This window comes from Streptomyces sp. NPDC017676 (assembly GCF_044329325.1).
Classification (GTDB): Bacteria; Actinomycetota; Actinomycetes; order Streptomycetales; family Streptomycetaceae; genus Streptomyces.
This window is the reverse complement of the sequence record NZ_JBIRJA010000011.1, coordinates 285,798-311,500: the sequence shown is the minus strand read 5'-3', so window position 1 is coordinate 311,500 and position 25,703 is coordinate 285,798. Positions and strand designations below refer to the sequence as shown.

Genomic DNA, 25,703 nt, shown 5'->3' with positions numbered 1-25,703 from the left:
ACCTTCGCCCACAGGTGGTTCACCATCCCCGCACGCTGCACCATCGCCCCCTTGGGACGACCCGTCGACCCCGACGTGAACATCACGTACGCCAGATCCAGACCCCCGCCGACGCAGGGGAGTTCGCCGGTGTGGGTGGTGTCGGCGGGGTCGGCGAGCGGCAGAGCGGTCAGGCCAGTGTGACCGGGGGAGTCGTACGCGCCGCCGGTGAGCAGGTGGCGGGCACCGCTGTCGGCGAGCAAGGACGCGTTGCGGGCCGCCGGGGCCGCCGGGTCCAACGGAAGATACGCCCCGCCGGCGGCGAGTACGCCGAGCACACCGGCCACGAACGACACCCCGGGATCGGCGAGCATCGCCGCCACCGAGCCGGGACGGAACCCGGCGGCGGTCAGCCGGGCGGCGACACCGGCGGCGCGGGTCAGCAGCTCCCGGTAGGTGACGCTGCCCGTGCCGTCGGTGGCGGCGACCGCGTCCGGGGTCCGGGCGGCCACCGCGCGCACCCGCTCGACCAGGCCCTCGTACCCGGCGCGCTCGGCCTCCGGGTCCCAGGTGCCCAGCAGGCCGACCGGCTCGCCGGGCGCGCGCAGGCCGATGCGGGCGAGGGGCTGGTCGGCGGGGAGCGCGGCGAGGTCGGCCAGGAACGCCTCGAACCGGGCCAGGTGGGCGGCGAGTTCGGTGTCGGTGTACAGCTCCGGGTTGCCGTCGAGGTGGATCTCCATCGTGCCGTCGACGGTGTTGAGGACGGTCACGATGAGGTCGTTGACGATGCCGGTGGACAGGTTGACGACGGTGCCCGGGCAGTCACCGAAGGCCAGTGCCGGGTCCTGGTTGAGGACGTTGATGAAGGGGCCGAAGACGCGCCGGTCGTCGGTGCGCAGGCCGATGTCGCGGCGGATGCGGTCCCCGCGGTACCGCTGGTGCTTCAGGGCGCCGGAGACCTCGGTCCAGGCCCGCCGCAGCAGCTGCGGGGCGGTCAGCTCGGGGCGGACGCGCACCGCGAGCGGCAGGTAGTTGGCGAGCATGCCGGGGATCTCGCGGGCGACCGCCCCGGTGCGGCCGGTGACCGGGAGGGTGAGCAGCGGCTCGGCGACTCCGGTGACCCGCTGGGTGTAGGCGGCCATGGCGCCGACCATGAGGACGGGCAGGGTGACCTTGCCGGTCCGGGCGAGGTCCCGCAGCGCCTCGGTGGCCCCGGGGCTGAGCGTGGTGGTGTGGCGCAGGGCGCTGCGGCCGGGGGCCGGGTCGCGGTCGGAGAGCGAGACCAGTTCGGGTGCCGGGCCGTCACCGGAGGCGGTGAGGCGGCCGGTCCAGTAGGCGCGGTCGCGGTCGACCTGCTTGGACTCCAGGTAGTGGCGTTCGCCGTCCAGCAGCTGGTGGAAGGCGGGGATGGCGTCGGCGTCCAGGGCCGCGTCGTCCTCGCCGGCGGCCAGCCGCGTGTAGAGGGCGGCGAGCTTCGGGTAGAGCAGGGCGCGGCTGAAGCCGTCGGCCAGGATGTGGTGCATGCACAGGTAGAGCAGGTGGTGCTCGGGGCCGAGGGTGAGCAGCGCGCCCCGGAACAGCGGGAAGTCGGTGATCCGGAGCGGGTCGGCGTGGTCGGCGCGCATCCATCGCCCGGCGGCGCCGAGCGGATCGGGGTCGTCGCTGAAGTCGAGGTGCCGCAGCGGGAGCTGGGCGAGCGGCCGGATGATCTGGCCCGGGGCGCCCGCCTCCTCCACGAACTGCACGCGCAGTCCCTCGGCCTCGTGCCCCAGGCGGTGCAGCGCCCGCTCCAGCAGCCCGGTGTCGAGCGGCCCGCGCAGGTCGATGTAGTCGGCCATGTTGTAGCCGAGCGGTCCGGTGGCGAACTGCTCGTCGAACCAGATCTCGGCCTGCGCCGCGGTGAGCGGGAGGACGGCGCCTCGGTTTGTCGTCATCGCTTTGCTCTCCGTCATTCTCGAAGTCAGCCCCGCCCGGCCCGTTCAGTCCGCGGAGGCGGCCGCGGCGGCCGGCGTCAGCTCGCCCGTGCCGTCCCGGCCGGCCCGGTCCACCGCCGGCCCGGTCAGCGGGTCGGGGCCGAAGGCGCCGCGCACCCACTCGTCGTGGTAGACGGTCTCCATGTAGCGGTCGCCCAGGTCGGGCGAGATGGTGACCGCGGTGATCTGCTCGCGGACCCCGCCCGCCCCGTCGCCGTAGTGCTCCTCCAGCCAGCGCAGGGCGCCGGTCACCGCGGTTCCGGTGGAGCCGCCGACCGGGAAGCCGTGCCGCATCAGCGTCCGGCAGGTCCGCACGGTGGCCGCCTCGGGCACGTGCACCACGGCGTCGACCAGGCTCTCGTCGAGCAGCGCCGGCCGCACGCTGGTGCCGAGGCCGGGGATGTGCCGGGTGCCGGCCGGTCCGCCGAAGGTGACGGAGCCGACGCTGTCGACGGCCACCACCCGCACCGAGGGCCGCCGTTCCCGGAACCAGCGGGCGCAGCCCATCAGCGTGCCGGTGGTGCCGGCGCCGACGAACAGCACGTTCAGGTCGGGGAACTGGCGGGCGATGGCGGGGGCCGTGGTGCGGTAGTGGGCCATCCAGTTGCCGGGGCTGAGGTACTGGTTCAGCCACACCCGGGAGTCGTCGGCGGCGAGCAGTGCCTTGACGTGGCGGATCCGCGCGCCGAGGAAACCCTCGCTCCCGTGCGGCTCGGTGACGACGTGGACCTCGGCGCCGAGGGACTCCATGGTGCGCCGGGTCACCGCGTTGCAGCGGGTGTCGGTCACGCACAGGAAGCGGTAGCCGCGGCTCGCCGCGAGCAGGGCGAGCGCGACGCCCATGTTGCCGGACGAGGACTCCACGAGGGTGGAACCCGGGCGGAGCCGGCCCGCGGCCTCCGCCTGGGCGACCATCTCGCGGGCGGCCTTGAGTTTGATGGATCCGGCGAAGTTGAATCCCTCGATCTTCAGGAACAGGCGGCGCCCGAACAGCGGCTGAAGATTCACGAAAAGGTCGCTGACATCGAATTCATGCGACGCGGTGATGACCGGCACTGGCACTCCTGGCCTTCGGCAGCGAATGGGCCTCGCCGGCAAGCCTGTCGACGTGCGCTGACCGTGGACTGACGGTTTGCTGACGGCTTCCGGCCATGTCGGCGCGATCGCGAGGTGTCAGCTGGCGGTCAGTTGTTCGTCAGCGTGGTCGTGAAATCGTCGTCCGGTTGGAATCGTGCGGGCCGGAAATGTTCCCGCGCCCACCCCGCTCTTCCGTGAGGAGCACGGCTTTGAACCGGCAATCCGCCATCAGTGAAGTCCTCCCGCTGTCGCCGCTGCAACAGGGGCTGCTGTTCCTCTCCGCGTACGACCGGGACACCACGGACGTGTACGCGCTGCAACTGGTGCTCGACCTCGCGGACGTGACCGACGCGGACGTGGAGGCGCTGCGGGGCGCGGCGGGCGCGCTGCTCGACCGGTACCCGAATCTGGCGGCGTGCTTCCGGCACCGCAGGAGCGGCGAGGCCGTGCAGGTGCTGCCCCGCTCGGTGGAGCTGCCGTGGTCGCAGCGGCGGCTGCCCGCCGCCGGGTTCGACCGGGAGACCGGCGAGGAGCGGCTGCGCCGCTTCGACCTGGCCCGGCCGCCGCTGCACCGCTTCCTGCTGCTGCGGGCGGACGACGGACGGGCCCGGCTGCTGTGGACGGTCCACCACATCCTGGTGGACGGCTGGTCGATGGCCACGCTCACCCGCGAACTCGCCGAGACCTTCGTACGGTTCCGGGACGGCGGCACGCTGCCGGAGCGGCCGGCGGCCCCGCCGTACCAGGCGTACCTCGCCTGGCTGGGCACGCAGGACAAGGAGGCGGCCCGGGAGGCGTGGCGCCGGGCCCTGGGCGGGGTGACGGAGCCGACGCGGCTGGTGCCGGGGGGCGGGGACACCGGGGGCGCCATGACCGCGGGGGCCGGCGGGAGTACCGGGCTGCCGCGGCGGGTCACCGTCGACGTGCCGCCCGGGGTCTCCTCCGCGCTGGCCGGCTTCGCCCGGTCCCGGGGGCTGACCGTCGGCGCGGTGGTGCAGGGCTGCTGGGCGCTGCTGCTGTCCCGGCTGACCGGGCAGGACACGGTGGTGTTCGGGACCGTCGCCTCCGGCAGGCCCGCGCAGTTGCCGGACGTCGAGCGGATGGTGGGCCTGTTCGCCAACACGCTGCCGGTCCGCGCCGACGTGACCGCCGGGCTGACCCCGGCGGAGCTGTTCGCGCGGGTGCAGCGGGCGCGGACGGAGCTGCTGGCGCACGAGCACCTGCCGCTGGCGGAGATCCAGCAGGGGACGGCGGTGCGCGGTGAGCTGTTCGACACGGTGCTGCTGTTCCAGAACTATCCGATGGGCGGGCCCGAGCCGGGGCCGGCCCCGGCGGGACCCCGGGTGACCGGAGTGGACATCCGCTCCGCCACCCACTACCCGCTGACCGTGACGGTGTTCCCCGGGGAGCCGTTCGAGCTGGCCGTCGACCATCTGCCGGCGCTCGTCCCGGAGGCCGGGGCGCGCCGCCTCGGGCGGTGTCTCGTCCGGCTGCTGGAGGAGACGGTGCGCCGGCCGGACGAGCCGTGCGGCCGGCTGGACCTGCTGGACGCCGGCGAGGCGGCCCGCGTCCTGACGGACCGCAACCGCACGGAGGAGCCGGTGCCGGGGCCGTGGCTGGCACCGCTGCTGGAGCGGTGGGCCGCGCGCACGCCCGACGCGCCGGCGCTGCGCTGCGGCACCGAGCGGCTGACGTACCGGGAGCTGCACGAGCGGGCGGACCGGCTGGCGGCGGCGCTGCGGGCGGCGGGCGCGGGTCCGGAGCGGCTCGTCGGGCTCGCCCTGGACCGGTCGGCCGACCTGGTGGTGGCGGCGCTGGCCGTGCTGAAGGCGGGCGCGGCCTACCTGCCGCTCGACCCGGACCACCCGGCGGAGCGCCTGCGCCTCATGCTGGCGGACGCCACGCCGGTGGTCACCCTCACCCACCACCGGATCCGCCCCTTGCTGGACACGATGGGGACGCCGCTCACGGGCCCGTTGTGGGTACTGGACGAGGGCCCGCTGCCGTACGCCCCGGAACCGTCGACAGCGCACCCGCCGACCACCGAGGCACCGCCCGCTGCCCCGCCGACCACCGAGGCACCGCCCGCTCCCCTGCCGAGCACCGCGCTGCCGCCGTCGGCCGCCACGGCACCGGCGACACCCCCTGCCTCCACCGAGGCACCGGCATCACCCCCTGCCTCCACCGAGGCACCGACGCCCCCTTCGTCGTCCACCGCACCGGCCGCGCCCCTTGCCTCCTCGGGCACTGCCGCCGCCCCCGCCGACCCCGTAGGCCCCGGCCCCGTCGACCCCGTCGGCCCCCTCAGCCCCGTCGAGCCCGCCGCCGTCCACCCCGTCGACCCCGCAGCCGACCACCCGGCCTACGTCATCCACACCTCCGGTTCGACCGGGCGGCCGAAGGGTGTCGTCGTTCCGCACGGCGCTCTCGTGAACCTCGTCGCGGACATGGGGCGGCGCTGTGCCGTGACCTCGGCGGACCGGTTCCTCGCGGTGACGACGTTCGGGTTCGACATCGCCAATCTGGAGCTGTTCGTGCCGCTCGCGGCGGGCGCCGAACTGGTCGTCGCCGACCGGGAGACGGTCCGCGACCCGGCCGCCCTGGCCACGCTGATCGGGGACTGCGGCGCCACGCTGCTCCAGGCCACGCCGAGCCTGTGGCAGGCCCTCGCGGGCTCTCACGCCCGGGCCCTCGCCGGCCTGCGGGCCCTCGTCGGCGGTGAGGCGCTGCCCGGACCCCTGGCCCGGTCGCTGGCCGCGCACTGCGCGTCCGTCACCAATGTGTACGGCCCGACGGAGACGACGATCTGGTCGACGGCGGCGCCCCTGCCCCCGGTGCCGTCCGGGCCGCCGCCCATCGGCCGCCCCATCGCCAACACCCGGGCCTACGTCCTGGACGCGGCACTGCGCCCGGTGCCCGACGGCTGCTTCGGCGAGCTGTACCTCGCCGGCGCCGGTCTCGCCCGTGGCTACCTGGGCCGGCCGGGCCTGACCGCCGAGCGGTTCACGGCCGATCCGTTCGGGCCGCCCGGCTCCCGCATGTACCGCACCGGTGACGTGGTGCGCTGGTCGCCGGACGGTACGGCCCTGGAGTACGGGGGCCGCACCGACCACCAGGTGAAGATCCGCGGGCACCGCATCGAACTCGGCGAGATCGAATCCGTGCTGGGCGCGCAGCCCGGCGTCGAGCGGGCGGTCGTCACCGCCCGCACCGACCAGAGCGGGGACACCCGTCTGGTCGCCCATGTCGTACCGGCAGGGACCGACCGCGACCGGCTGCGGGAGCGCGCGTCCGCGGTGTTGCCCACGCACATGGTCCCTGCCGTGTACGTCTTCCTGGACGAGCTGCCGCTGACGCCCAACGGCAAGGTCGACCGCAAGGCACTGCCCGCCCCGGCCGTGCGGCGGGCGGGCACGGGCCGGCCTCCGTCCGGAGCCCGCGAGGAACTGCTGTGCGCGGTCTTCGCCGAAGTGCTGGGTCTGGAGCGGGTGGGGGCCGACGACGACTTCTTCGCGCTCGGCGGCCACTCGCTGTCCGCGATCCGGGTCGCCAACCGGCTGCGGGCCGAACTGGGCACGGAGGTCCCGCTGCGCACGCTGTTCGACGCCCGCTCGGCCGAGGCGCTGGCGCGTGCCCTGGCCGGGGAGGCGGACGGAACTCCGCGGCCGGCCCGGCCCGCACTGCGCGCGGCGACGCTCCCGGAGGCGCCGCCCGTGCTGTCGTACGCGCAGGAGCGCCTGTGGTTCCTGGACCGGATGGGCGCGGGGGCCGGCTACAACATCCCGCTGGCGGTACGGCTGTCCGGTCCGCTCGACGCCGGGGCGCTGGGCGCGGCGGTGGCGGATGTGGTCGCCCGGCACGAGACGCTGCGCACGCTGTTCGTGGCGGCCGACACCGGGGCGGCGCCGCTGGTGCTCGCCCCGGAGGAGGCGGACGCCCGCCTTGAGGTCGTACCGGTCCCGGACGAGGACGCCCTGGCCTCCGCGCTGGCCGCCGAGGCGGCCGAGCCGTTCGACCTGGCCGCGCGGATCCCGGTGCGGGCACGCCTGTTCGCGCTCGGCGACGACACGCACGTCCTGACGCTGACGCTGCATCACATAGCGGCCGACGGCTGGTCGTTCGCCCCCCTCGCCCGTGATCTGACCACCGCCTACGCGGCCCGCCGGGCCGGCCGCGCCCCGGACTGGCGGCCGCTGCCCGTGCGGTACTCCGACCACGCCCGCTGGCAGCGCGCGCTGCTCGGCGCCAAGGACGACCCGGACAGCCTGCTCTGCGCCGAACTGGCCCACTGGACCCAGGCGTTGGCGGGCATGCCGCAGGAGCTGGAGCTGCCGGCCGACTTCCCCCGGCCGGCCCGGTCCTCACAGCGCGGCGCCGCCGTCACCCGTACGCTGCCCGCCGCCGCGCACGCCCGGCTCGCCGAGCTGGCCCAGGACGCCGGCGCCAGCCTGTTCATGGCGGTCCAGGCGGGTCTCGCGGCCCTCCTGACCCGGCTCGGCGCGGGCACCGACATCCCGCTGGGCAGCCCGGTCGCCGGGCGGACCGACGAGGCGGTGCGCGATCTGGTCGGCTGCTTCGTCAACACGCTGGTGCTGCGCACCGACACCTCCGGCGACCCGTCGTTCGCGGCGCTGCTGGAGCGGGTGCGGGAGACGGACCTGACCGCGTACGCGCACGCCGAGCTGCCGTTCGAGCACCTCGTCGACGAGCTGAAGCCGCAGCGGTCGCTGGCCCGGCTCCCGCTGGTGCAGGTGGTCCTCTCCGTCACCCCGGGCGACGACCCGCTGCCCGTGCTGCCGGAACTGACGGCCACCGTGGAGCCGGTGCCCTCCCGCACGGCCAAGTTCGACCTGGCCTTCGAGGTGACGGAGCGCCGTGACGCCGACGGCACTCCCGCCGGGCTCGACATCCGCCTGGAGTACAGCACGGACCTGTTCACCGGGGCCACGGCGGACCGCCTCGCCGGTGCCCTGGCCGTGCTCCTCGCCGACGCGGCCCGCACCCCGGGCGCGCCGATCGGCGCCCTCGCCCTGCTCACCCCGGAGGAGCGCCGCTCCCTGCTGACCGCGGGTCACGGGCCGTCCCGGCCCCGTCCGGAGGCGACGCTCCCGGCGCTGTTCGAGGAGCACGCGGCGGCGGCGCCGGACCGTGCGGCGCTGGCGGTGCCCGGCGGGGCGGAGGTGCCGTACGGGCGGCTGAACGCGGACGCCAACCGGCTCGCCCGGCTGCTGCTCGGCCGCGGGGCCGGCCCGGGTGCCGTGGTCGCGCTGGTCCTGCCCCGCTCCCCGCTCACCGTGACGGCGCTGCTGGCGGTGCTGAAGACCGGCGCGGCCTATCTGCCGGTCGACCCGGACTACCCGGCCGAGCGCATCGCGTACATGCTCGGTGACGCGGCCCCCACCGCCGTCCTCACCGTCCGGGAGTCCGCGGGCCGGGTGCCGGACGGCACGTCCCCGGTGGTGCTGGACGACCCGGCCACCGCGGACCTCGTCGCCGGTCTGTCCGGCGCCGACGTCACCGACGCCGAGCGGACGCGCCCGCTGTCGGCGCGGGACACCGCGTACGTCATCTACACCTCCGGGTCGACCGGCCGGCCCAAGGGGGTGGCGGTGCCGCACGCGGGCGCGGCCCACCTGGTCGCCCACCACCGGGAGGAGCTGGGGACCGGGCCGGACACCCGGGTGCTCCAGTTCGCCTCGTTCAGTTTCGACGCCACCGTGTGGGAGCTGGCCGCCTCGCTGTTCTCCGGCGGCACCCTGGTGCCGGCCACCACCGAGAGCCGGCTGTCCGCTCCGCTGCTCGCCGGCCTGCTCACCGAGCAGCGGATCACCCACGCGCTGCTGCCGCCGACCGTCGTCGGCCGTTTCCCGGAACCGGCCGCCCTGCCCGCGGACCTGTGCCTGATGGTCGGCGGGGAGGCCTGCCCGCCCGCCGTCGTGGAGCGCACCGCGGCCCGGGTGACCCTGCGCAACGCCTACGGCCCGACCGAGATCACGGTGGCCGCCACCCTCAGCGCCCCGCTCGCCCCGGGCGGCGGCCGGCCGCCGATCGGCCGGCCGCTGCCCAACGTGCGGGTGTACGTCCTGGACACGGCCCTCGCGCCGGTGCCGGACGGGATCACCGGCGAGCTGTACGTCGCGGGCGCGGGTCTGGCCCACGGCTACCTGGGCCGTGCGGGCACCACCGCGGAACGGTTCGTCGCCGACCCCTACGGGGCGCCCGGCACCCGCATGTACCGCACCGGGGACCTGGTGCGCCGGCGGGCGGACGGCGAGCTGGACTACGTCGGCCGCGCCGACCAGCAGATCAAGCTGCGCGGCTTCCGGATCGAGCCGGGCGAGATCGAGTCCGCGCTCACCCGGCACCCGGTGATCGCGCAGGCCGCCGTGGTGCTGACCCCGGGGGACGGCGGCGGACGGCTGACCGGGTACGTGGTGCCGGTACCGGGCGTGGCCGCCGTGGACGTGCCCGTGCTGACCGCGTACCTCGCCGAGTCGCTGCCCGCGCACATGGTGCCGACCGCGCTGGTGTCGCTGCCCGCGCTGCCGCTGACGCCGAACGGCAAGCTCGACGTCGGGGCCCTGCCCGCGCCCGGCGCCCCGGTGCCCGCCGTCACCGGGCGGGCCCCGCGCACCCCGGCCGAGCGGGCGCTCGCGGAGGTGTTCTGCGAGGTGCTGGGGCTGGACGAGGTCGACGCGGAGGGGGACTTCTTCGCGCTGGGCGGGGACAGTCTGCGGTCGGTGGAGGTGGTCGGCCGGGCGGCCAAGGCCGGGCTGACGCTCGCCCTGTCCGATGTCTTCGCGCACCGCACGGTGGCGGCCCTGGCGGCGGCCGCGACCCCGGCCGGGGCCCGGGAGGCGGCCGCCGTGCCGCTGCTGGAGATCCGGCCGCACGGCACGGCCGCGCCGCTGTTCTGTGTGCACGGCGGGGTCGGCTTCGGGCTGCCGTTCGTGGAGCTGGCCGCGCGTCTCGACCCGGACCGGCCGGTGTACGCGCTCCAGTCCGACGGTGTCGCGGCACCGCCGGGTGCCTGGGACCGGCCGGCGGATGTGCGGGCGCTGGCGGCGACGTATGTGGAACGGGTGCGGCGGGTACGGCCGCACGGGCCCTACCACCTGCTGGGCTGGTCGTTCGGCGGGCTCGTCGCGCACGAGATGGCCGTGCTGCTCCAGGCGGCGGGCGAGCGGGTGGCGTTCCTCGCGGCCCTCGACGCCTTCCCGGTGGCGCCGGGCGATCCGAACCCCACCGACGAGGAGATCCGGTCGGCCTTCCTCGCCCACCACGCGCGCGGCACGACGATCGCGGACCGGGACCTGGACCGGCTCATGACGGTGATGCGCCACCACACCGACATCGCGCGGGAGTTCACCCCGGGACGGTTCACCGGCCCGCTGACGCTGTTCGTGGCGACGCACGGGCAGCCCGCTCCGACCGGCGAACTGGCGGCGCGCTGGCGGCCGTACCTGGACGGCCCGCTCACCGTGCACGAGATCGACTGCGGGCACGAGGAGATGCTGGGCGGTACGGCGGTACGGCGGATCGGCGCGCTCACCGACAGCGCGTTGCGCGAGGTCTGAGCGCGGGCACGGGAAAGCGCCGGCGGCCCGGGGGCCGCCGGCGCTCCGTGCGTCCGTTCAGCCGGTCACAGCAGCGAGGGGTCCTGCATCAGGATCGCCTGGTACAGGGTGTGCAGCCGCTGGCTCGGCTTGAGGCCCAGTTCCTCGTCGAGCCACTTGCGGGTGCGGTGGAAGATGTCGACGGCCTCGGACTGGCGTCCGCACCGGTAGAGCGCGATCATCAACTGCTCGCTGAACCGCTCGCGTTCGGGATACTGCGCCAGGAGCTGCTTCAGCTCGGCAACGACGACCCCCGCCTCGCCGGCCTGCAGTTGCGCCTGGATCAGATCCTCCCGCGCGGTCTTGCGCTGTTCGTCCAGCCGCAGGGCCACGGCCCGGCAGCGCGGTCCGTCGCTCACGTCGAGCAGGGCGGGCCCGCGCCACATGGCGAGGGATTCCCGCAGCAGCCGGATGGACTCGTGCGGCTCCCGGGCGACCAGGGTGGCGCCCTGTTCGGCCAGCCGCAGGAAGCGGTAGGCGTCGAGGGCCTCCTCGGGCACGTCGAGCATGTAGCCGTTGTCGACGGTGCGGATCAGTCCCTCCTCCCCTTCCGGAAGGCCGAGCTCGGCCAACGACTTCCGCATGCGCCGCACATTCGCCTGCAAGGCGTTCCGTGTGTTCTTCAGCGGGGCCTCGCCCCAGAGTTCGTCGATCAGTTCATCGAAACCGACGACTTGACCAGGATTCAGCGCGAGCATGGTCAGCATCACGCGAATCTTCTTCGCCCGCACACCGATGGTTCTTTGACCATCCCCGATCAGCAGCGGACCCAATATGGAGATGTGTACCAAATTCCCGTCCCTACTCATAAAAACCGGTCACAAGCCCCCACCTCGCGACCCACGGGGCGGTCACGTAACCGTGGGTGGGCGCAATCAACGGCGCCCGACACAGGGAAAACGTCCGAGAGTCAGAACTGATCAATTATCAGTCATACCTGGCCGGTTTGGCACTGTACCTTCGTACATGAGCTGATGAGCCTGGGCTACGAGACCCACCTGAAGACGGGATTCCACTTTCAGCTTCGCCAGGATGCTCGCCACATGGGCCTTCACCGTGCGTTCCGTCACACGCAACCTGACCGCGATCGCGCGATTCGATAACCCTGCTCCGAGCAACGAGAAGACCTGCCTCTCGCGCTCCGAGAGCGACTCCACCTGGGCGAGCTGATACTGCCAACGAGTCGACGGCAGGCCGTCGTCACCGTGCATAAGGGCCACTCCCCGTGATCGCCCCGCTTCCCCCGTCAGCGTGCGCCGGAAACAGTCGGTCGGCTTGTTTCCGTCGAACGCGGGACCGAGTGTAGCGCCCTACCAACCGAAGTCGCAGACAAAGGACTTCACCGCCGGAATTCACCGGCGGGCCCGGCCCGGACCACGCGAAACGGCCGGGGAGACGGAGTCACCCGTCTCCCCGGCCGCCCCGGGCCGTGGCACTCACCGCCGAGCGCCCGGCCTCACGACACCGTGGCCCGCCCCGCCACCGTGGCCGGAACACGCACCGGCCGCGTCTCGTCCTGGTGGGCCAGCCGCGAGGGCCACCAGGTCTTCCAGCCGAGCAGCGTCACCACCGACGGCAGGACGACGATCCGGATGAGCGTGGCGTCCAGCAGCACCGCGCAGGCCATGCCCACGCCCATCTGCTTCATCTCGATGAAGTTCAGCGAGGCCAGCAGGGCGAACACGCAGACCATCACCACGGCCGCGCTCGTCACCACGCCGGCCGTGCGGGTGATGCCCTGCTCCACCGCCTCCCGGATGCCGAGCCCGCCGCGCGCCGCCTCCCTGATCCGGCTGATCACGAACACGTGGTAGTCCATCGACAGACCCAGCAGGATCACGAACAGCAGCAACGGCAGCCAGGCCACCACCCGTCCGGTCGACTCGAAGCCCAGCAGCCCCTCCGCCCAGGTCCGCTGGAAGATCAGCGCGAGCACCCCGAAGGAGGCCACGGCGGACAGCACGTTCAGCACCACGGTGATCGCGGCGAGCACCAGCGAGCGGAACGCCGCCGCCATCACCAGGAAGGTGAACACCAGCGCCACCAGCAGCACCCAGGGCATCTTGTCGACGACGTTCGCCCGGTAGTCCACGTCGTAGGCGACGTCGCTGCCGCCCACCGCGTACCGGGCGCCCTCGATCCGGCCGACCGTGGCCGGGGCGATGTCGTCGCGCAGCCGGAACAGGGACTCCTGCGCCTGCCGCGAACTGCTGTCGAAGCGCGTGCCGACGGCGATCGTCGCCACCCGCCCGTCCCGCGAGGTCCGCACCTCGGGGGCCGGGGTGTGCACGAACAGACCGTCGTGCCCGACGCGCTCGACCAGCGCGTCGATCCCCTCGGCCAGCTCCGCGCGGTGGCCCGCGGGCACCCGGACGGCGACCGTGTGCGTGTCCGCCTGGCTCGGGAAGGACCGCGTCAGCCGCTCGTTGGCCTGCATCGCGGGGATCGACCGGGGCAGGTCGTCGATGCCGGTAGCCTTCAGCCGCAGGTCCAGGGCGGGCACGGAGAGGGCGAGCAGCGCGCCGACGGAGAGGACCAGCGCCAGCGCCGGGTGGCGCAGGGCCGGCTTCAGCATCGCCGACCACAGCCGCGGCTTGACGCCGCCCTTCTGGGTGAGCCGCCACACCAGCGGCACCCGCGGCTTGTCCAGGTAGCGGCCGAACTTGGAGAGCATGGCCGGCAGCACGGTCAGCGAGGCGAGCATCGCGATGGCCACCACCAGGACCGCGCCCGTGGCCATCGACTCGAAGGCGATGTGCCCGGCGAGGTAGAGCGCGCCCATGGACGCCATCACCACCAGACCCGAGATCATCACCGAGTGCCCGGAGGTGGCGGCGGCGATCTCGATGGCGTCGACGTTGTCCGCCCCCAGCGCCCGCTCCTCGCGCTGCCGTTTGAGGTAGAAGAGCGAGTAGTCGACGCCGATGGCCATGCCCATCAGGACGATGATGTGGGTCACCGGACCGGGGTCGGGCACCAGCTGCGAGGCCACGCCCCACAGGCCGAGCCCGGCGAGCACCGAGGAGATGCCGAGCAGCACCGGGACGCTCGCGGCGACGATCGCCCCGAACACGAAGACCATCACGACCAGCGTCACCGGCAGGCTCAGCACGGTGGCCTTGCCCAGGTCCCGGTCGAGCATGTCGTTCAGGCCCGCCTTGATGGAGCCGGCGCCGACGAGTTCGACGCGTACGTCGGTGTGCGCGTCGCGGACCTTCGCCACCTTCTCCAGCAGCGGCCCGACCCGGTCGGCCGCGGTCTCCGGGTCGCCGGCCAGGGTCACGGGCACGAGCAGCGCCGACCCGTCCGGGGCGAGGACGGGCCGGCCGACGGCGGCGACGCCCTCGACGCCCTTCAGGGCGCTGACGGCCTCGCCCGAGGCGCGCTCGGCAGCGGCCCGGTCCAGGGTGCCCCGGTAGGGCGTGACCAGGATGTTCTCCACCGCGCGGCTCTCCAGACCGCCGCTGCGGGCCAGGGCCGCGGCCCGCCCGGACTGCCCGATGGCCAGATCCGAGTCGGTGGCGGACCGGGTGCCCGTCATCCCGCCGACCGCGAGGGCACCGAGCACGAACACCACCCAGAGCGTCATCGCCCACCACGGGTGGACGGCGCTCCACCGGGCGGTCCTGGTGATCAGGTTCCTGCCTGCCACGTCTGCTCTCCCCTCCTGGAAAGAAATACCCGGATCACGGGAAACGGGCCGGGGTTTCGGCACCGGCCGGTACATGGGCGCGCTCCTCGCGAACAGAAAACTAGTGAGGGCCCGGAGCGCGATCACGGGTACAAGTACTCCGATGTGGGGGGAGTTTCTTCTACTTGACACCCAACGTGTTCCACACGGAGCCGGATTGTTCCGGCGGGACGTGATACCACATCCGCAGGGACACGTAAAAGGGGCCGTCGCCGAGCAGGGCGACGGCCCCCGCGTACGCGCCGGTAAGCGGTACGTCCTGCACGCGCCAGGTCCCGGGAAGACCTCCCGTGGGATCGCGGACGGCGGCCTGCCCGGAGAACCGTCCCACGGGCAGCGCCATTCCCTGGGCGAGCCGTCCGCCGGCCGCTTTGACACACGCCTCTTTCCTCGTCCACAACCGGGTGAATGCGCTCCGGCCGTCGCGCGCCACCCAGGCGCTCTCCTCGGCCGGGAAGAACCGCTCGGCCAGCCGCGCCGGGTCCAGTCCGGCTCGCGGCCGTTCCACGTCGACGCCCACCGGCCGCGGGGCGAGGGCGAGCAGGGCCAGTTCACCGGAGTGGGACAGGCTGAAGTGCGGTCCGCCGCCCTGCGCGAGCCGCGGTTTCCCCCAGCGGCCCCGGGTGAGCCGCACCGATTCCGGGGCCCGGCCGAGCCGTTCCCCGAGGATGATCCGCGAGGCGGCGTGAGCGATGACGAAGCGCCGCCGCATTCCCGGTTCCGTGCCCCGCAGCGCGCGTTCCTTCTCGGCGTCGTCCAGGATGTCGTCGAGTTCCGGCGGATATCCTTCCGGATCCCGCCAGGAGTCCAGCGGAATACACCAGATCTCGACCTCGTCGGCATCGGACACGGTTGCCGGTGCCGGTGTGCCCCCGGCCGGTTCCGGGTTCGTCAGTTCCGGCATGGTCAGTTCCGGCCCACCTTTCCGGTGTGGAGCCCCTGGAACAGGTTGAGTTTCTGGATGTTCCGGGTGCCTTCCATGAACTCCACGCCCCGGGCGTCCCGGGCCCATTTGTCGAGCAGCGGATGGTCGATACGGGCACCGGGGCCGAAGAAGCCCAGGGCGCGCAGCGTCACCTCCTCGGCGACCTCGCAGGCCCTGGCCTTCGCCGCCGACGCCAGATGCCCGGCGGAGGGCCTGCGGTCCACCGCGAGGGCCGCCCGGTAGGTCAGCGACCGCGCCGCGTCGATCCGCCGGCCCAGCTCCTCGTACGCCTCCCGCTCCGGGCCGCGCAACGACAGCCGGTGCTCGCCGACGTAGTCGTGGGCGGCCCGCGCGATGCCCAGGGCGATGGCGGCGACGCTCGGCCGGAGCCGGTTGAAGACGTGCACGATGCTCCACATGCCGCGCCGGGTCGGCGGCAGATGCGTGCCCAGCACCCGCTCGGCCGGCACCCGTACCCCGTCGAGCCGGATCCGGGTGAGCTGGGCGCCGCGCAGCCCGACCGTGGGCAGCGGCTCGGCGTGGAAACCGGGGTCGGAGGTGTCGACCAGCACCGCCAGCACGCCCAGCCGCTCGGTGCCCGCGACCCGGGCGAAGACGGCGCCCAGGTCGGCGCGGGCGGCGTTGCCGACGTAGCGCTTCTCGCCGTCCAGGACGTACGAGCCGTCGCCCACCGGGGTGAGGGTGCTCGTCATCTCGCCGATGGCCGAGCCGCGTTCGGGCTCGGTCAGCGCGAAGCAGGTCCAGCGGGTCCGCTCGGCGAGCAGGCCGTGGACCCACGCGCGCTGCTCGGGGGAACCCAGCACACCGAGCAGCACCCCGCACATCGACGCACCCGGCGACGCCAGCATCATCCCGGCGTCGCCGCGGGCGAGTTCCTCGCTCACCAGCACCCGCTCCAGGGTGGCCAGTCCGTGCGCGGGCCCGCTCCCGGGGGCCGCGCTCTCCCGGTCCCAGTCGGCGGGCACCTGATGGCCGGCGAGGAACCGTACGGCGGGCAGGTCCAGGTGGCGGTGGATGGCGTCCGGGTCCCGGTCCAGCTCCAGGGCGCCCTGCCGGAGGTCGTCGGCCCAGCGGCTCACCTCCCGGTGTGCCGTGGCCAGCGAGGCGGGCAGGCTGATCACGCGTCCTCCCGTGCGGTGCCGGGTCCGGCCGTGCCGTAGGCGTCGGCGAGCAGTTCGGAGGCGTGGGCGGCCGCGCCCGGGCCCTCCGTGGTGAAGCCGTGGGCGCCCAGCAGCCGCAGCAGCGCGCGGTCGACACGGGTGATCTGCTCCTGGAGACCGGCGAGGTGCCGCTCGTCACCGGCGGGCCGCAGCGGGCCGAGGGGCCCGGTCCGGCCGGTGCTGAGGTCGTCGAGGACGCCCTCGATCTCCAGGTGTTCCAGCAGGACGTCGGCGAGCGTGCCCTTCACCATCTGCTGCATCAGCAGCGAGGTGCCCTCGCTCTGCCGGGCCGCCAGGTGGGCCAGGCAGGCGTCCCGCAGCCGCTCGGACATGCCGAGCCGCAGCCAGGCCAGGGCCCATCCCCACGCGGGCGGGGCGGGTTCGGAAGTCTCCCCGGGCGCCGGGCGCAGCACGGCGAGCCCCGGGAGCGGGCCGGCGTCCTCCACGCCCTCCGTGCCAGGGGCACCGGGTGCCTCCCGCGTGGCCGCCTCCTCCGCCGCGAACTCCTCCAGGAGTTCCTTCGGCAGCACCGCGTGGCCGCGCGGGCCCCGGGGCGGCGCCTTCGGGGACAGGGCGCGGACCAGCAGGGTCAGCGCGGGGACCAGGCCGTCCGTGCGAGCGCTCGTCCGGGCCTGCTCGCCGTGCTCCCGCACCTCGGGCGGAACCGTCATCGTCGTCTCACTCCCCCGTCGTCGTCCGCCCCGGCATCCCGAGGTCGAGCGTGCAGTGCGCCAGCACCGCGCGTTGCGGATCGTGCTCGGCCACGACCACCCGGGCCGGTCCGCCACCCGCGAGGCCGGCCAGCGCCGACCACACCGCCGTGGCCGGCTGCCCGGTACCGGCCCAGGTCGCCCAGGGCCACACCCCGGACACGGCGGTGCGCACCCCGGCGCCCGCCACCAGCGGCAGCTCCACGTCCCACGGCACCGCGGCCCCGGGCGCCGGCCAGGGCCGCTGCCCCGTGCCGTGCACCGGGTCCGCGCCGCCGCCCCACTCGAACAGCAGCGCCACCGCCACGTCCGCGCGGACGGCCGCGGGATGCTCCGCCGGCAGGGCGAACGGCTGGCTGCTCTGGTCGACGGCCAGCACCAGCAACCGCCGCGAGCCGAGGCGCCGGGCGTACTCCAGCGCCACCCGCAGCGCGCTGAAGGGTGCCAGCATGCCCTGGTCGGACACGCCGAACGTCAGCGGCTCGCCGGGCAGCAAGCCCTGCACACAGGACCCGACCAGCTCGGCGTGCTCGAAGTCGGGGGCGGCCGAGGCCACCACGGCCACCTCGGGTGCCTCCTCGGCGGGCAGCGGGCCCAGTGCGGTGAGCGCGCCCCGGGCCAGCTCCACGGAGGTGCGGCGGGGCGCGGCGGCGAACCCGGCGCGGTCGAACGGCACCCCGTGCGGGGCGCCGAGCTGCCGGAAGAACTCCTCCCGGTCGGCGGCCGGTACGTACGGCGTGCCGGGCCCGGCCGGCGCGTACCGGCCGGCCCGCAGCAGCCGGGGCACACCGCCCGCGGCGCCGGCCGCCGGGGCCGCGGGCCGTACCGGCGCGGTCGCGCGGAACATGCTCAGGCGCCCGCTTCCGCCGCCACGAAGTCGGCGAGCGAACCGACCGTCTCGAAGTGCGTCATCTCCAGTTCCTCGGCGTCGAACTGCGTGTCGAGGATCTCCTCGATGGTGATGAGCAGTTCGAGCGCGCTGCTGGAGTCCAGGCCCAGCTCGTCGAAGAGCCGGACGCCCTCCTCTGCGCCGGTGACGTCCTTGTTCAGCACCTCGGTCAGGCCCTGCCGGACGGCGTCCAGGTAGCGGCCGCGCTCGGTGAGGGTGTTCTCGGTCATGCCGTTCTCCTTCTGGTGGTGAGTTCAGTGGGCGCCGGGACCGGCGTCGTACAGCCGCTGGCGGGCGAGCATCGCCTCGCTGTCGTCGCGTTCCCGGATCAGATGGGCGGTCCCGTCCAGGACGAGGACCTCGGCCGGGTAGCCGTGGCTGAGGAAGTGCACCGGCGAGGCGGTCGGGCCGTAGGCGCCGGAGCGCTGCACGCCGACCAGGTCGCCGGCGCGCAGCGGCGGCATGGGCACCTTCTTGCCGATGACGTCGTTCGGGGTGCACAGCGGCCCGGTGATGTTCCACGGTTCGGTGGGCTGCTCGTCGAGGCGTTCCAGCGCGGCCATCGGGAAGTTGCGCTTGACGTACGAGCCGATGCCGACCGCCGCCATGTGGTGGTTGGTGCCGCCGTCGGTGACCGCGAAGTTCTCGCCCATCGAGGTCTTCGTGTAGCGGACCCGGGTGACGTAGGTGCCGGACGCGGCGACCAGGAACCGGCCCAGCTCCATGATCATGCGGGTGTCGGGGTGCCGGGTGCGGAAGGCCTCCACGACCGGGTTGAGCCGGGTGGTCAGCTCGGCGACGTCCAGGTCCTTCTCGTTGTCGAAGTAGGCGATGCCGAGGCCACCGCCGACGTCGACGGTCTGAAGAGGGAAGCCGATCCGCTCCGCGAGCCGCTCGGCGAGGTCGAGGATGCGCCGGGTGTTGTCGACGACGATGTCCTCGTTGAGGATGCGCGTGCCCAGGTACGCCTGGACGCCCATGAGGCGTACGGCGTCGTACCGGGCGGCGAGGCCGGGGCCGGCGGCGAGCAGCTGCTCCTCGTCCATGCCGAACTGGCGGGGTTTGCCGCCCATCGTCAGGCCCGAACCCTTCACGGAGAAGGCCGGGTTGACGCGCAGCATCACCCGCGCGGTGACGCCCCGCTCGCGGGCCGCCCGGTCGACGATCGCGAGTTCGTCCAGGTTCTCGCAGACGATGGCGTGGATGTCCGCGTCCAGGCAGGCGGCCAGCTCGGCGGCGCTCTTGCCGGGGCCGAGGAAGATGATGTCGTGCGGGTCCACCCCGGCGCGCCGGGCGGTGACCAGCTCGGTCAGCGAGGACACCTCGGCGCGGGCGCCGCTGCGGTGCAGCAGGGCGCACACGGAGATGTTGGGGTTGGCCTTCAGGGAGTAGAAGACCTCCAGGGCGGGGTGCAGGCGCGTCCGCAGGTCCCGGAAGCGGCCGGTGATCTCCTCACCGTCGTACACGTACAGCGGGGTGCCGAACTCCTCGGCGAGCCGGCTGACGCTCAGGCCCTGCACCTCGAAGGCGTCGCTCATGGTCAGCTCCGTTCCGTCAGGGCCGCGAGGCGGCGGGTGATGTCCGTGTCGAGGGCCTGGATCTCCGTGTCGGAGGAGGCGAGGAGCACGCCGTACAGCCGTCCCTCGAAGCCGTTCCCGCCGGCGTCGGCGGCCGCGGCGTTGACGGTGGCGTAGTTGTTGACGAACAGGCCGTGCGGGTGTGCGCCGGGCTCGGTGAGCAGCGTCGGTCCGAGCAGCTCGCGCAGCTCTTCGAAGGGCAGCGGGCGGTGCGGGCGCACGGTGAAGTGGCGGGCGACGGCGACGTCGCCGGGTCCGGCCAGGACCTCGTGCACCACGGCCTGGTAGGTGGACATGTTGTTCCGGGCGTTGATCTCCACCACGGGGTAGAGGCCCTCGTCCGGGTCGACCATCGCGTCGACGCCGACGACCCCGAAGTAGCCGTCCGCGGCGAGGCGTTCGCCCAGCCGGTGCGCGGTCTCGCGGATCTGCGCCACCTGCGGCCCGGTGAGCCGCGCGGGCATGCGGTGGCCCTTGTGGACCCCGCCCTCGGTGAGCAGTTCCTTGACGAAGTCGAAGCGCACACCGCCGTCGCGGTCCACGGTGAACTGGTAGTTGAGATCGGCCCGCTTGGCCACCCACTCCTCGATGACCAGCGCGGTGCGTACGGCGGTGCCGGCGGCCCGTGCGGTGCGCTCGGCCTGGGCGGCGGCCATGCGGTGCAGCCGGGCCAGCGTCCGCTCGTTGTCCACCACGACGATGCCCTTGCCGGACACCCCGAACGCGTCCTTGACCACGACCCGGTGCCCGGCGGCGAGCAGTTCGCCGGCCGCGGCGACCGCCGCCGCCAGCTCCTCCGGGGTCTCGCAGGCCCAGCCGCGCGCCTGCCGGATGCCCAGCTCGTCGGCGAGCCGGCGGCTGTAGACCTTGCTGTTGACGTGCTTGCAGCGGTCGGCGGGCGGGGCCGCGAGCCGCAACCCGGTCCGCTCGGCCAGCTCCTCCTCCACCGTGGAGATGCCGTGGGCGGTCAGCCGGGCGCCGTCGGCGGCGAGCGCGGTGAGGGTGCGCAGCAGGTCCGGGTCGGCGAGGGCGTCCTCGCTGACCGTGCGCCGGGGTTCCTGCCCGGCGACCACGTGCACGGTGGGCAGGGCGAGGCCGAGTCCCTCCAGGTAGGCGCGGTAACCGTCGTCCACGGCGGTCTTCAGCACCACGTGGTCGTCCTTGCCGCCGAGCAGCAGCGCGAACTCGTCCATGCGGTTGACGACGGCGCTGCCCGCGTGCGCGGCGACCCGGGGCAGGGCGGGCTCACCGAGGGCCCACTGGTTCTCCACCTCGAAGTTGCCGAAGAACACCAGCGGGGTGCCCGCGTCACCGGTGACGGCGCGCTTGAGCCGGCCGGTGAAACCGGGGGGCGGTGATTGCATGTCGACCTCTTGAATCTCTCGGGTGCGCGGCGGCCGGCGGGGCCGCGGGCGCACCGGGTTCGGCGCGGGCTCGCGGGCTCAGTGCTCGAAGACCATGGCGGCGAAGGTCGCGCCCAGGCCGACACTGGTCATCAGATAGCGGTCGCCGGGGCGCAGCCGGCCGACCTCGGTGGCTCTCTGCAGGTTGATGAAGGGATCGGCGCAGAAGCAGTGCCCGGTGTGCGGCACCAGGTCGAGGAAGACCCGCTCCAGGGGCAGCCCGAGGGTGCGGCACACGCCGATCCAGGACAGCCGGTTGACGTTGTGCGGCAGGACGAGGGCCAGCTCGTCGAGGGTGCAGCCGGCCTCCTCCAGGGCCGCCGCGATGACCTCGCACAGGCCGGGCCCGTACCGGTCCTGGAAGTCGGCGGCGGCCTCGGCGCCCATGATGAACTCGGTGCCGAACCGGCTGTGGGTGCGGGCGGCGTAGCCGAGCATCCGGTTGCGCCCGGTGCGGTCGGCGCTGACCAGCAGCGCGGCGGTGCCCTCGCCCATGACGGTGACGTCGGGGATGGACTGGTTGTGGCCGGTGCCGGCCTTCTCCCCGGTCAGGACGAGGGCGAGGGCGTCCGGGTCGGGGTCGGCGGCGAGCAGGGTGCCGGCCAGGTCGACGGCGAGCAGGCCGGAGGCGCAGGCGTGCTGGGAGACGACGAACGCGGTGGCGTGGCGCAGCCCCAGTTCGTCCTGGACCGGGCCGAGCGAGGTCAGCGGGTACGGCAGCGGGGCGGGCATGGTGCGGGCCTGGAGCACGTACCTGACCCGCTCCTCCTGCCCGCGCAGCTCCGCGAGCTTGGCCACGGCGCGCAGCAGCAGCCGCGTCTCGTCGGCCTCCGGGTCGCGGCACACGTCCGACAGCCCGTAGAAGCGCTGGTAGCGCCGCAACTGGACGTCCGTCAGCCCGAGTTCGCGGTGGAACCGGGCGATCGGGATGGTGTCGGGGAGGGCGCTGGAGACTGCCACGATCGACGTCATGCCCACCACCCTCGCGTCCACCGCTGACGATGGACTGAAACATTGCTGACCGTTGTCGCGGGCGGCCGGCCGGGGGCGCTTGCGGACGGGTGAGGTCCGGATACGGCCGAGTCCCGCCCGTCGGGGACGGGCGGGACTCGGCGGGGTCAGCGGGTGCGGCTCAGTGGAAGAAGTGGCGCGTCCCGGTGAAGTACATCGTGACGCCCGCCTTCTTGGCGGCCTCGACGACCTGCTCGTCGCGGATCGAACCGCCCGGCTGGACGATCGCCCGGACACCGGCGTCGATGAGGATCTGCGGGCCGTCCGGGAAGGGGAAGAAGGCGTCGGAGGCCGCGTAGGCACCCCGGGCCCGCTCCTCGCCGGCCCGCTCGACGGCCAGCTTGCAGGAGTCGACGCGGTTGACCTGGCCCATGCCGACGCCGACCGAGGCGCCGTCCTTGGCCAGCAGGATCGCGTTGGACTTCACCGCGCGGCACGCCTTCCACGCGAAGGCGAGCTGGGCCAGCTCGTCCGCGTCCAGGGCCTCACCCGAGGCCAGCGTCCAGTGGGCCGGGTCGTCGCCCTCGGCCTGGAGCCGGTCGGCGACCTGGAGCAGCGCGCCGCCGTCGATCGGCTTGACCTCGACCGGGTGGGCCGGGCCGTCGGGGCAGCGCAGCACGCGGATGTTCTTCTTCTTGGTGAGGGCTTCCAGCGCGCCCTCCTCGTAGTCCGGCGCCACGATGACCTCGGTGAAGATCTCCGCGACCTGCTCGGCCATCTCCTTGCTGACCGGCCGGTTCACGGCGATCACACCGCCGAACGCGGACAGCGGGTCACAGGCGTGCGCCTTGCGGTGCGCCTCGGCGACGTCCGCGCCGACGGCGATGCCGCACGGGTTGGCGTGCTTGATGATCGCGACACAGGGCTCGGCGTGGTCGTACGCGGCACGGCGGGCGGCGTCCGTGTCCGTGTAGTTGTTGTACGACATCTCCTTGCCGTGCAGCTGCTCGGCCGCCGCGAGCCCGCCCTCGCCGGAGGTGTAGAGGGCGGCGGGCTGGTGCGGGTTCTCGCCGTAGCGCAGGGTGTGCGCGCGCTCCAGGCTGGAGGCGATGAAGTCCGGGAACTGCGAGTCGTCCGCCGGGGCGTAGGAGGAGGCGAACCAGGAGGACACGGCGATGTCGTACTCGGCCGTGTGCCGGAAGGCCTCGGCGGCCAGCCGCTTGCGGGCGGCGAGGTCGAAGCCGCCGTCCTTCACCGCGGCGAGGACGTCGGCGTACCGCTCCGGGCTGGTGACCACGGCCACCGACGGGTGGTTCTTGGCGGCGGCGCGGACCATGGACGGGCCGCCGATGTCGATCTGCTCCACGCACTCGTCGTCCGAGGCGCCGGAGGCGACCGTCTCGCGGAACGGGTAGAGGTTCACGACGACCAGGTCGAACGGCTCCACGCCCAGCTCGGCGAGCTGCTCGCGGTGGCTGTCCAGCCGCAGGTCGGCGAGGATGCCGGCGTGCACCTTCGGGTGCAGGGTCTTCACCCGGCCGTCCAGGCACTCGGGGAAGCCGGTCAGCTCTTCGACCTTGGTCACGGGGACGCCGGCGGCGGCGATCCGCCCGGCCGTCGACCCGGTGGAGACCAGCTCCACACCGGCCTCGTGCAGCCCGCGGGCCAGCTCCTCCAGGCCGGTCTTGTCATAGACGCTGACGAGCGCGCGACGGATGGCCCGCTTGTTGCTCTCGGCGGTCACTGGATAACTACCTTTCGTCCCTCGATGCGATAGCCGTTGCGGGCGAGCCGCCCCACGACCTCGACGAGCAGCCTTCGCTCGACTTCCTTGATGCGCTCGTGCAGCGCGCTCTCGTCGTCCTCGTCCCGCACCTCGACCACGCCCTGGGCGATGATCGGGCCGGTGTCGACGCCGTCGTCGACGAAGTGGACGGTGCAGCCGGTGACCTTGGCGCCGTACGCGAGCGCGTCACGGACTCCGTGGGCCCCCGGAAAACTGGGCAGCAGGGCCGGGTGCGTGTTCACGAACCGGCCGCCGAACCGCGCGAGGAACTCCTTGCCGACGATCTTCATGAAGCCGGCGGAGACCACGAGGTCGGGCCGGTGGGCGGCCACCGCCTCGGCGAGGGCGGCGTCCCACTCGTCCCGGGAGCCGTGGTCCTTGACCCTGCACACGAAGGTGGGGATGCCGGCGCGCTCGGCGCGGGCCAGCCCCTCGACGCCGGTGCGGTCCGCGCCGACGGCCACGACCCGGGCGCCGTACGCCTCGGCGCCGACGGCGGCGATCTCGTCCAGCAGCGCCTGCAGATTGGTGCCGGAGCCGGAGACCAGCACGACGAGGCGCTTGACTGCCGGGCCGGCGGAGGTGGCGGCCACGATGGGGCCCTTTCTCGGGTTGCGATCCGTGTCGGCCGGTTTCGTACGGCCGGTTTGTACAGTCGTACGAATGCTTCGCGCCCCCGGATACGGGGAAGTCTACGAAGCGGCCGACCGTCAGCAACGATACCGGCACTCGGGAAGGGGCCCTCGGGACGGGTGGGCGGCCGGACGGTAGCGTTCGCACGGAGTCACGAAGGAGCAGCCTCGGGAACCGGGTCGTCGTGCGGTGCGTTCACGGGGTGGAAGCTCATCCGGACAGCCGTAGTCACCTAGGGGAAGACGCTCTTTTGATGCCCGATCGCAGCCTGCGACTCCTCACGTTCCCGCCGCGCCCTGCCCAGGGAGGCGAGCGTGGCGCCGCACTGCTGCGGGAGCGTCCGACCTCGCCGCCCGCGGAGTCGCCACGGGGTGGTTCCGGCCAAGGCGGCGCCGGGCAGGGAGGTTCCGGGCACGGTGGTCCCGGGTGGGGCGGCTCCGGACAGGACGGTTCCGGGCACGGTGGTCCTGGATGGGGCAGCTCGGGGCAGGGTGGTTCCGGGCACGGTGGCTCGGGGCCGGATGGTGGGCGGCAGGACGACAACCCGTTCGCGCCACCGCCGGAGGGTGCTCCGGACCAGCCGTGGCGGCCTCGTCATCACGGGAGTCCGTCCGGCACGGGGCACGGACATGGTCACGGCCAGGGCCCGGGCGGTCCGGGGTCCGGGCAGGGCGGTCATGGGCCGGGGCACGGGCCCGGTCCGGGGTACGGCCACGGACCGGGGCAGGGTCAGGGGCCCGGCGGGCAGCCCGGTGGCGGGCAGGGACCCGGTGGCCACTCTCCCTGGGGCAGTCAGTGGAGCGATCGGCAGCCCGGCCGCTCCCCCGACGGCTTCGGCCAACGCCCGGGCGGCGGCCCGCAGGGCCCCGGCGGACCGGGCGGCCCCGGCATGCGCTGGGACCCGACGGACCCGGCCCAGCGCCGCGCGCGGTACGCCCTGCTCTCCGGCATGTGGGCGGTCTTCTTCGCCCTGTTCAGCTGGCCCTACGTAGCCCTGCTGCTGGGCGCGCTCGCCCTGTACTGGGGCATCAGCGCCCTGCGCGCCAAGCCGCGCCGACCGTCCCCGGACGCCCCGGCGGCCCCTGGCGGCCCTGCTGCCCCGGCCGGCCGGCCGCAGACCACGGCGGCCGTCAGCGGCCTGGTCACAGCGGGCCTGGCGCTGGTCCTGGTGGCCTCCACCTTCACCGTCCAGCTCGTCTACCGGGACTACTACACCTGCGTCAACGACGCCCTCACCCACGAGGCCAAGCAGTCCTGCGACACCCTGCTGCCGCGTGAGCTGCGGGGCGTGCTGGGCACGTCGAACAGCTGA

General features: G+C 73.9%; 17 protein-coding genes. 2 read left to right on the top strand and 15 right to left on the bottom strand.

Translation table 11 applies throughout. From position 1 onward, the window contains the following. Both ACH4LD_RS25480 and sbnA read right to left on the bottom strand, forming a co-directional pair. On the bottom strand, positions 1-1,913 hold a 1,913-nt coding region (locus ACH4LD_RS25480), incomplete at its 3' end, for a condensation domain-containing protein (protein ID WP_398056434.1). Positions 1,914-1,958: 45 nt separating this feature from the next. Beyond that, positions 1,959-3,008, bottom strand: coding sequence for a 2,3-diaminopropionate biosynthesis protein SbnA (gene sbnA / locus ACH4LD_RS25475; RefSeq protein WP_398056435.1), 1,050 nt, complete (start codon positions 3,006-3,008; stop codon positions 1,959-1,961). A gap of 230 nt (positions 3,009-3,238) precedes the next feature. On the opposite strand from sbnA, the gene ACH4LD_RS25470 reads away from it, so the two are divergent. After that, positions 3,239-10,606: an amino acid adenylation domain-containing protein gene (locus ACH4LD_RS25470; protein WP_398056436.1), complete on the top strand. Its 7,368-nt coding sequence runs from the start codon at positions 3,239-3,241 to the stop codon at positions 10,604-10,606. A 65-nt stretch (positions 10,607-10,671) separates the two neighbouring features. Here ACH4LD_RS25470 and ACH4LD_RS25465 read toward each other — a convergent pair whose 3' ends face one another. From ACH4LD_RS25465 to purN, 13 genes are all read right to left on the bottom strand, one after another. After that, positions 10,672-11,352, bottom strand: a complete 681-nt coding sequence (locus tag ACH4LD_RS25465) for an AfsR/SARP family transcriptional regulator (RefSeq protein ID WP_103817672.1) — start codon at positions 11,350-11,352, stop codon at positions 10,672-10,674. Between the two features lie 213 nt (positions 11,353-11,565). Next, positions 11,566-11,856, bottom strand: coding sequence for a response regulator transcription factor (locus ACH4LD_RS25460; RefSeq protein ID WP_103817671.1), 291 nt, complete (start codon positions 11,854-11,856; stop codon positions 11,566-11,568). Between the two features lie 245 nt (positions 11,857-12,101). After that, positions 12,102-14,297 (bottom strand): MMPL family transporter, encoded by a 2,196-nt coding sequence (locus ACH4LD_RS25455; protein ID WP_398056437.1) that lies wholly within the window; start codon positions 14,295-14,297, stop codon positions 12,102-12,104. Positions 14,298-14,457: 160 nt separating this feature from the next. Continuing rightward, on the bottom strand, positions 14,458-15,240 hold the full coding sequence (locus ACH4LD_RS25450; RefSeq protein WP_398056438.1) for a 4'-phosphopantetheinyl transferase family protein: 783 nt from the start codon (positions 15,238-15,240) through the stop codon (positions 14,458-14,460). A gap of 2 nt (positions 15,241-15,242) precedes the next feature. Continuing rightward, entirely contained in the window at positions 15,243-16,403 is a 1,161-nt protein-coding gene (locus ACH4LD_RS25445) for an acyl-CoA dehydrogenase family protein (protein WP_398056439.1), read from the bottom strand. Beyond that, positions 16,400-17,113 carry a hypothetical protein gene (locus ACH4LD_RS25440; protein ID WP_398056440.1) on the bottom strand — a complete coding sequence of 238 codons (714 nt, stop codon included), beginning with the start codon at positions 17,111-17,113 and terminating at the stop codon, positions 16,400-16,402. Before ACH4LD_RS25440 ends, ACH4LD_RS25445 begins: the two co-directional genes overlap by 4 nt. 7 nt (positions 17,114-17,120) lie before the next feature. Then, positions 17,121-17,999, bottom strand: coding sequence for a hypothetical protein (locus ACH4LD_RS25435; protein ID WP_398056441.1), 879 nt, complete (start codon positions 17,997-17,999; stop codon positions 17,121-17,123). 2 nt (positions 18,000-18,001) lie between these two features. After that, a complete protein-coding gene (locus tag ACH4LD_RS25430) occupies positions 18,002-18,271 on the bottom strand; it encodes an acyl carrier protein (RefSeq protein WP_103817665.1) in 270 nt (89 codons plus the stop codon). A gap of 24 nt (positions 18,272-18,295) precedes the next feature. Beyond that, on the bottom strand, positions 18,296-19,579 hold the full coding sequence (locus ACH4LD_RS25425; protein ID WP_398056442.1) for a type III PLP-dependent enzyme: 1,284 nt from the start codon (positions 19,577-19,579) through the stop codon (positions 18,296-18,298). Between the two features lie 2 nt (positions 19,580-19,581). Then, complete coding sequence (locus ACH4LD_RS25420; RefSeq protein ID WP_398056443.1) at positions 19,582-20,982, bottom strand: ATP-grasp domain-containing protein; 1,401 nt, start codon at positions 20,980-20,982, stop codon at positions 19,582-19,584. Between the two features lie 78 nt (positions 20,983-21,060). Beyond that, positions 21,061-22,002 (bottom strand): 3-oxoacyl-[acyl-carrier-protein] synthase III C-terminal domain-containing protein, encoded by a 942-nt coding sequence (locus ACH4LD_RS25415; protein ID WP_398056603.1) that lies wholly within the window; start codon positions 22,000-22,002, stop codon positions 21,061-21,063. A 151-nt stretch (positions 22,003-22,153) separates the two neighbouring features. Next, positions 22,154-23,716, bottom strand: coding sequence for a bifunctional phosphoribosylaminoimidazolecarboxamide formyltransferase/IMP cyclohydrolase (gene purH, locus ACH4LD_RS25410; protein ID WP_398056444.1), 1,563 nt, complete (start codon positions 23,714-23,716; stop codon positions 22,154-22,156). Then, complete coding sequence (purN, locus tag ACH4LD_RS25405) at positions 23,713-24,351, bottom strand: phosphoribosylglycinamide formyltransferase (RefSeq protein ID WP_132786823.1); 639 nt, start codon at positions 24,349-24,351, stop codon at positions 23,713-23,715. The genes purH and purN overlap by 4 nt, the downstream gene beginning before the upstream one ends. 293 nt (positions 24,352-24,644) lie before the next feature. Here purN and ACH4LD_RS25400 point away from each other — a divergent pair, with 293 nt between their 5' ends. Further along, positions 24,645-25,703: a hypothetical protein gene (locus tag ACH4LD_RS25400; protein ID WP_398056445.1), complete on the top strand. Its 1,059-nt coding sequence runs from the start codon at positions 24,645-24,647 to the stop codon at positions 25,701-25,703.

Coding starts and splice junctions, on each gene's coding strand:
- ACH4LD_RS25465 (WP_103817672.1), bottom strand. CDS start 11,352: ATGCTGACCATGCTCGCGCTGAATCCTGGTCAAGTCGTCGGTTTCGAT.
- ACH4LD_RS25460 (WP_103817671.1), bottom strand. CDS start 11,856: ATGCACGGTGACGACGGCCTGCCGTCGACTCGTTGGCAGTATCAGCTC.
- ACH4LD_RS25450 (WP_398056438.1), bottom strand. CDS start 15,240: ATGCCGGAACTGACGAACCCGGAACCGGCCGGGGGCACACCGGCACCG.
- ACH4LD_RS25440 (WP_398056440.1), bottom strand. CDS start 17,113: ATGACGGTTCCGCCCGAGGTGCGGGAGCACGGCGAGCAGGCCCGGACG.
- ACH4LD_RS25435 (WP_398056441.1), bottom strand. CDS start 17,999: ATGTTCCGCGCGACCGCGCCGGTACGGCCCGCGGCCCCGGCGGCCGGC.
- ACH4LD_RS25430 (WP_103817665.1), bottom strand. CDS start 18,271: ATGACCGAGAACACCCTCACCGAGCGCGGCCGCTACCTGGACGCCGTC.
- ACH4LD_RS25425 (WP_398056442.1), bottom strand. CDS start 19,579: ATGAGCGACGCCTTCGAGGTGCAGGGCCTGAGCGTCAGCCGGCTCGCC.
- ACH4LD_RS25420 (WP_398056443.1), bottom strand. CDS start 20,982: ATGCAATCACCGCCCCCCGGTTTCACCGGCCGGCTCAAGCGCGCCGTC.
- ACH4LD_RS25400 (WP_398056445.1), top strand. CDS start 24,645: ATGCCCGATCGCAGCCTGCGACTCCTCACGTTCCCGCCGCGCCCTGCC.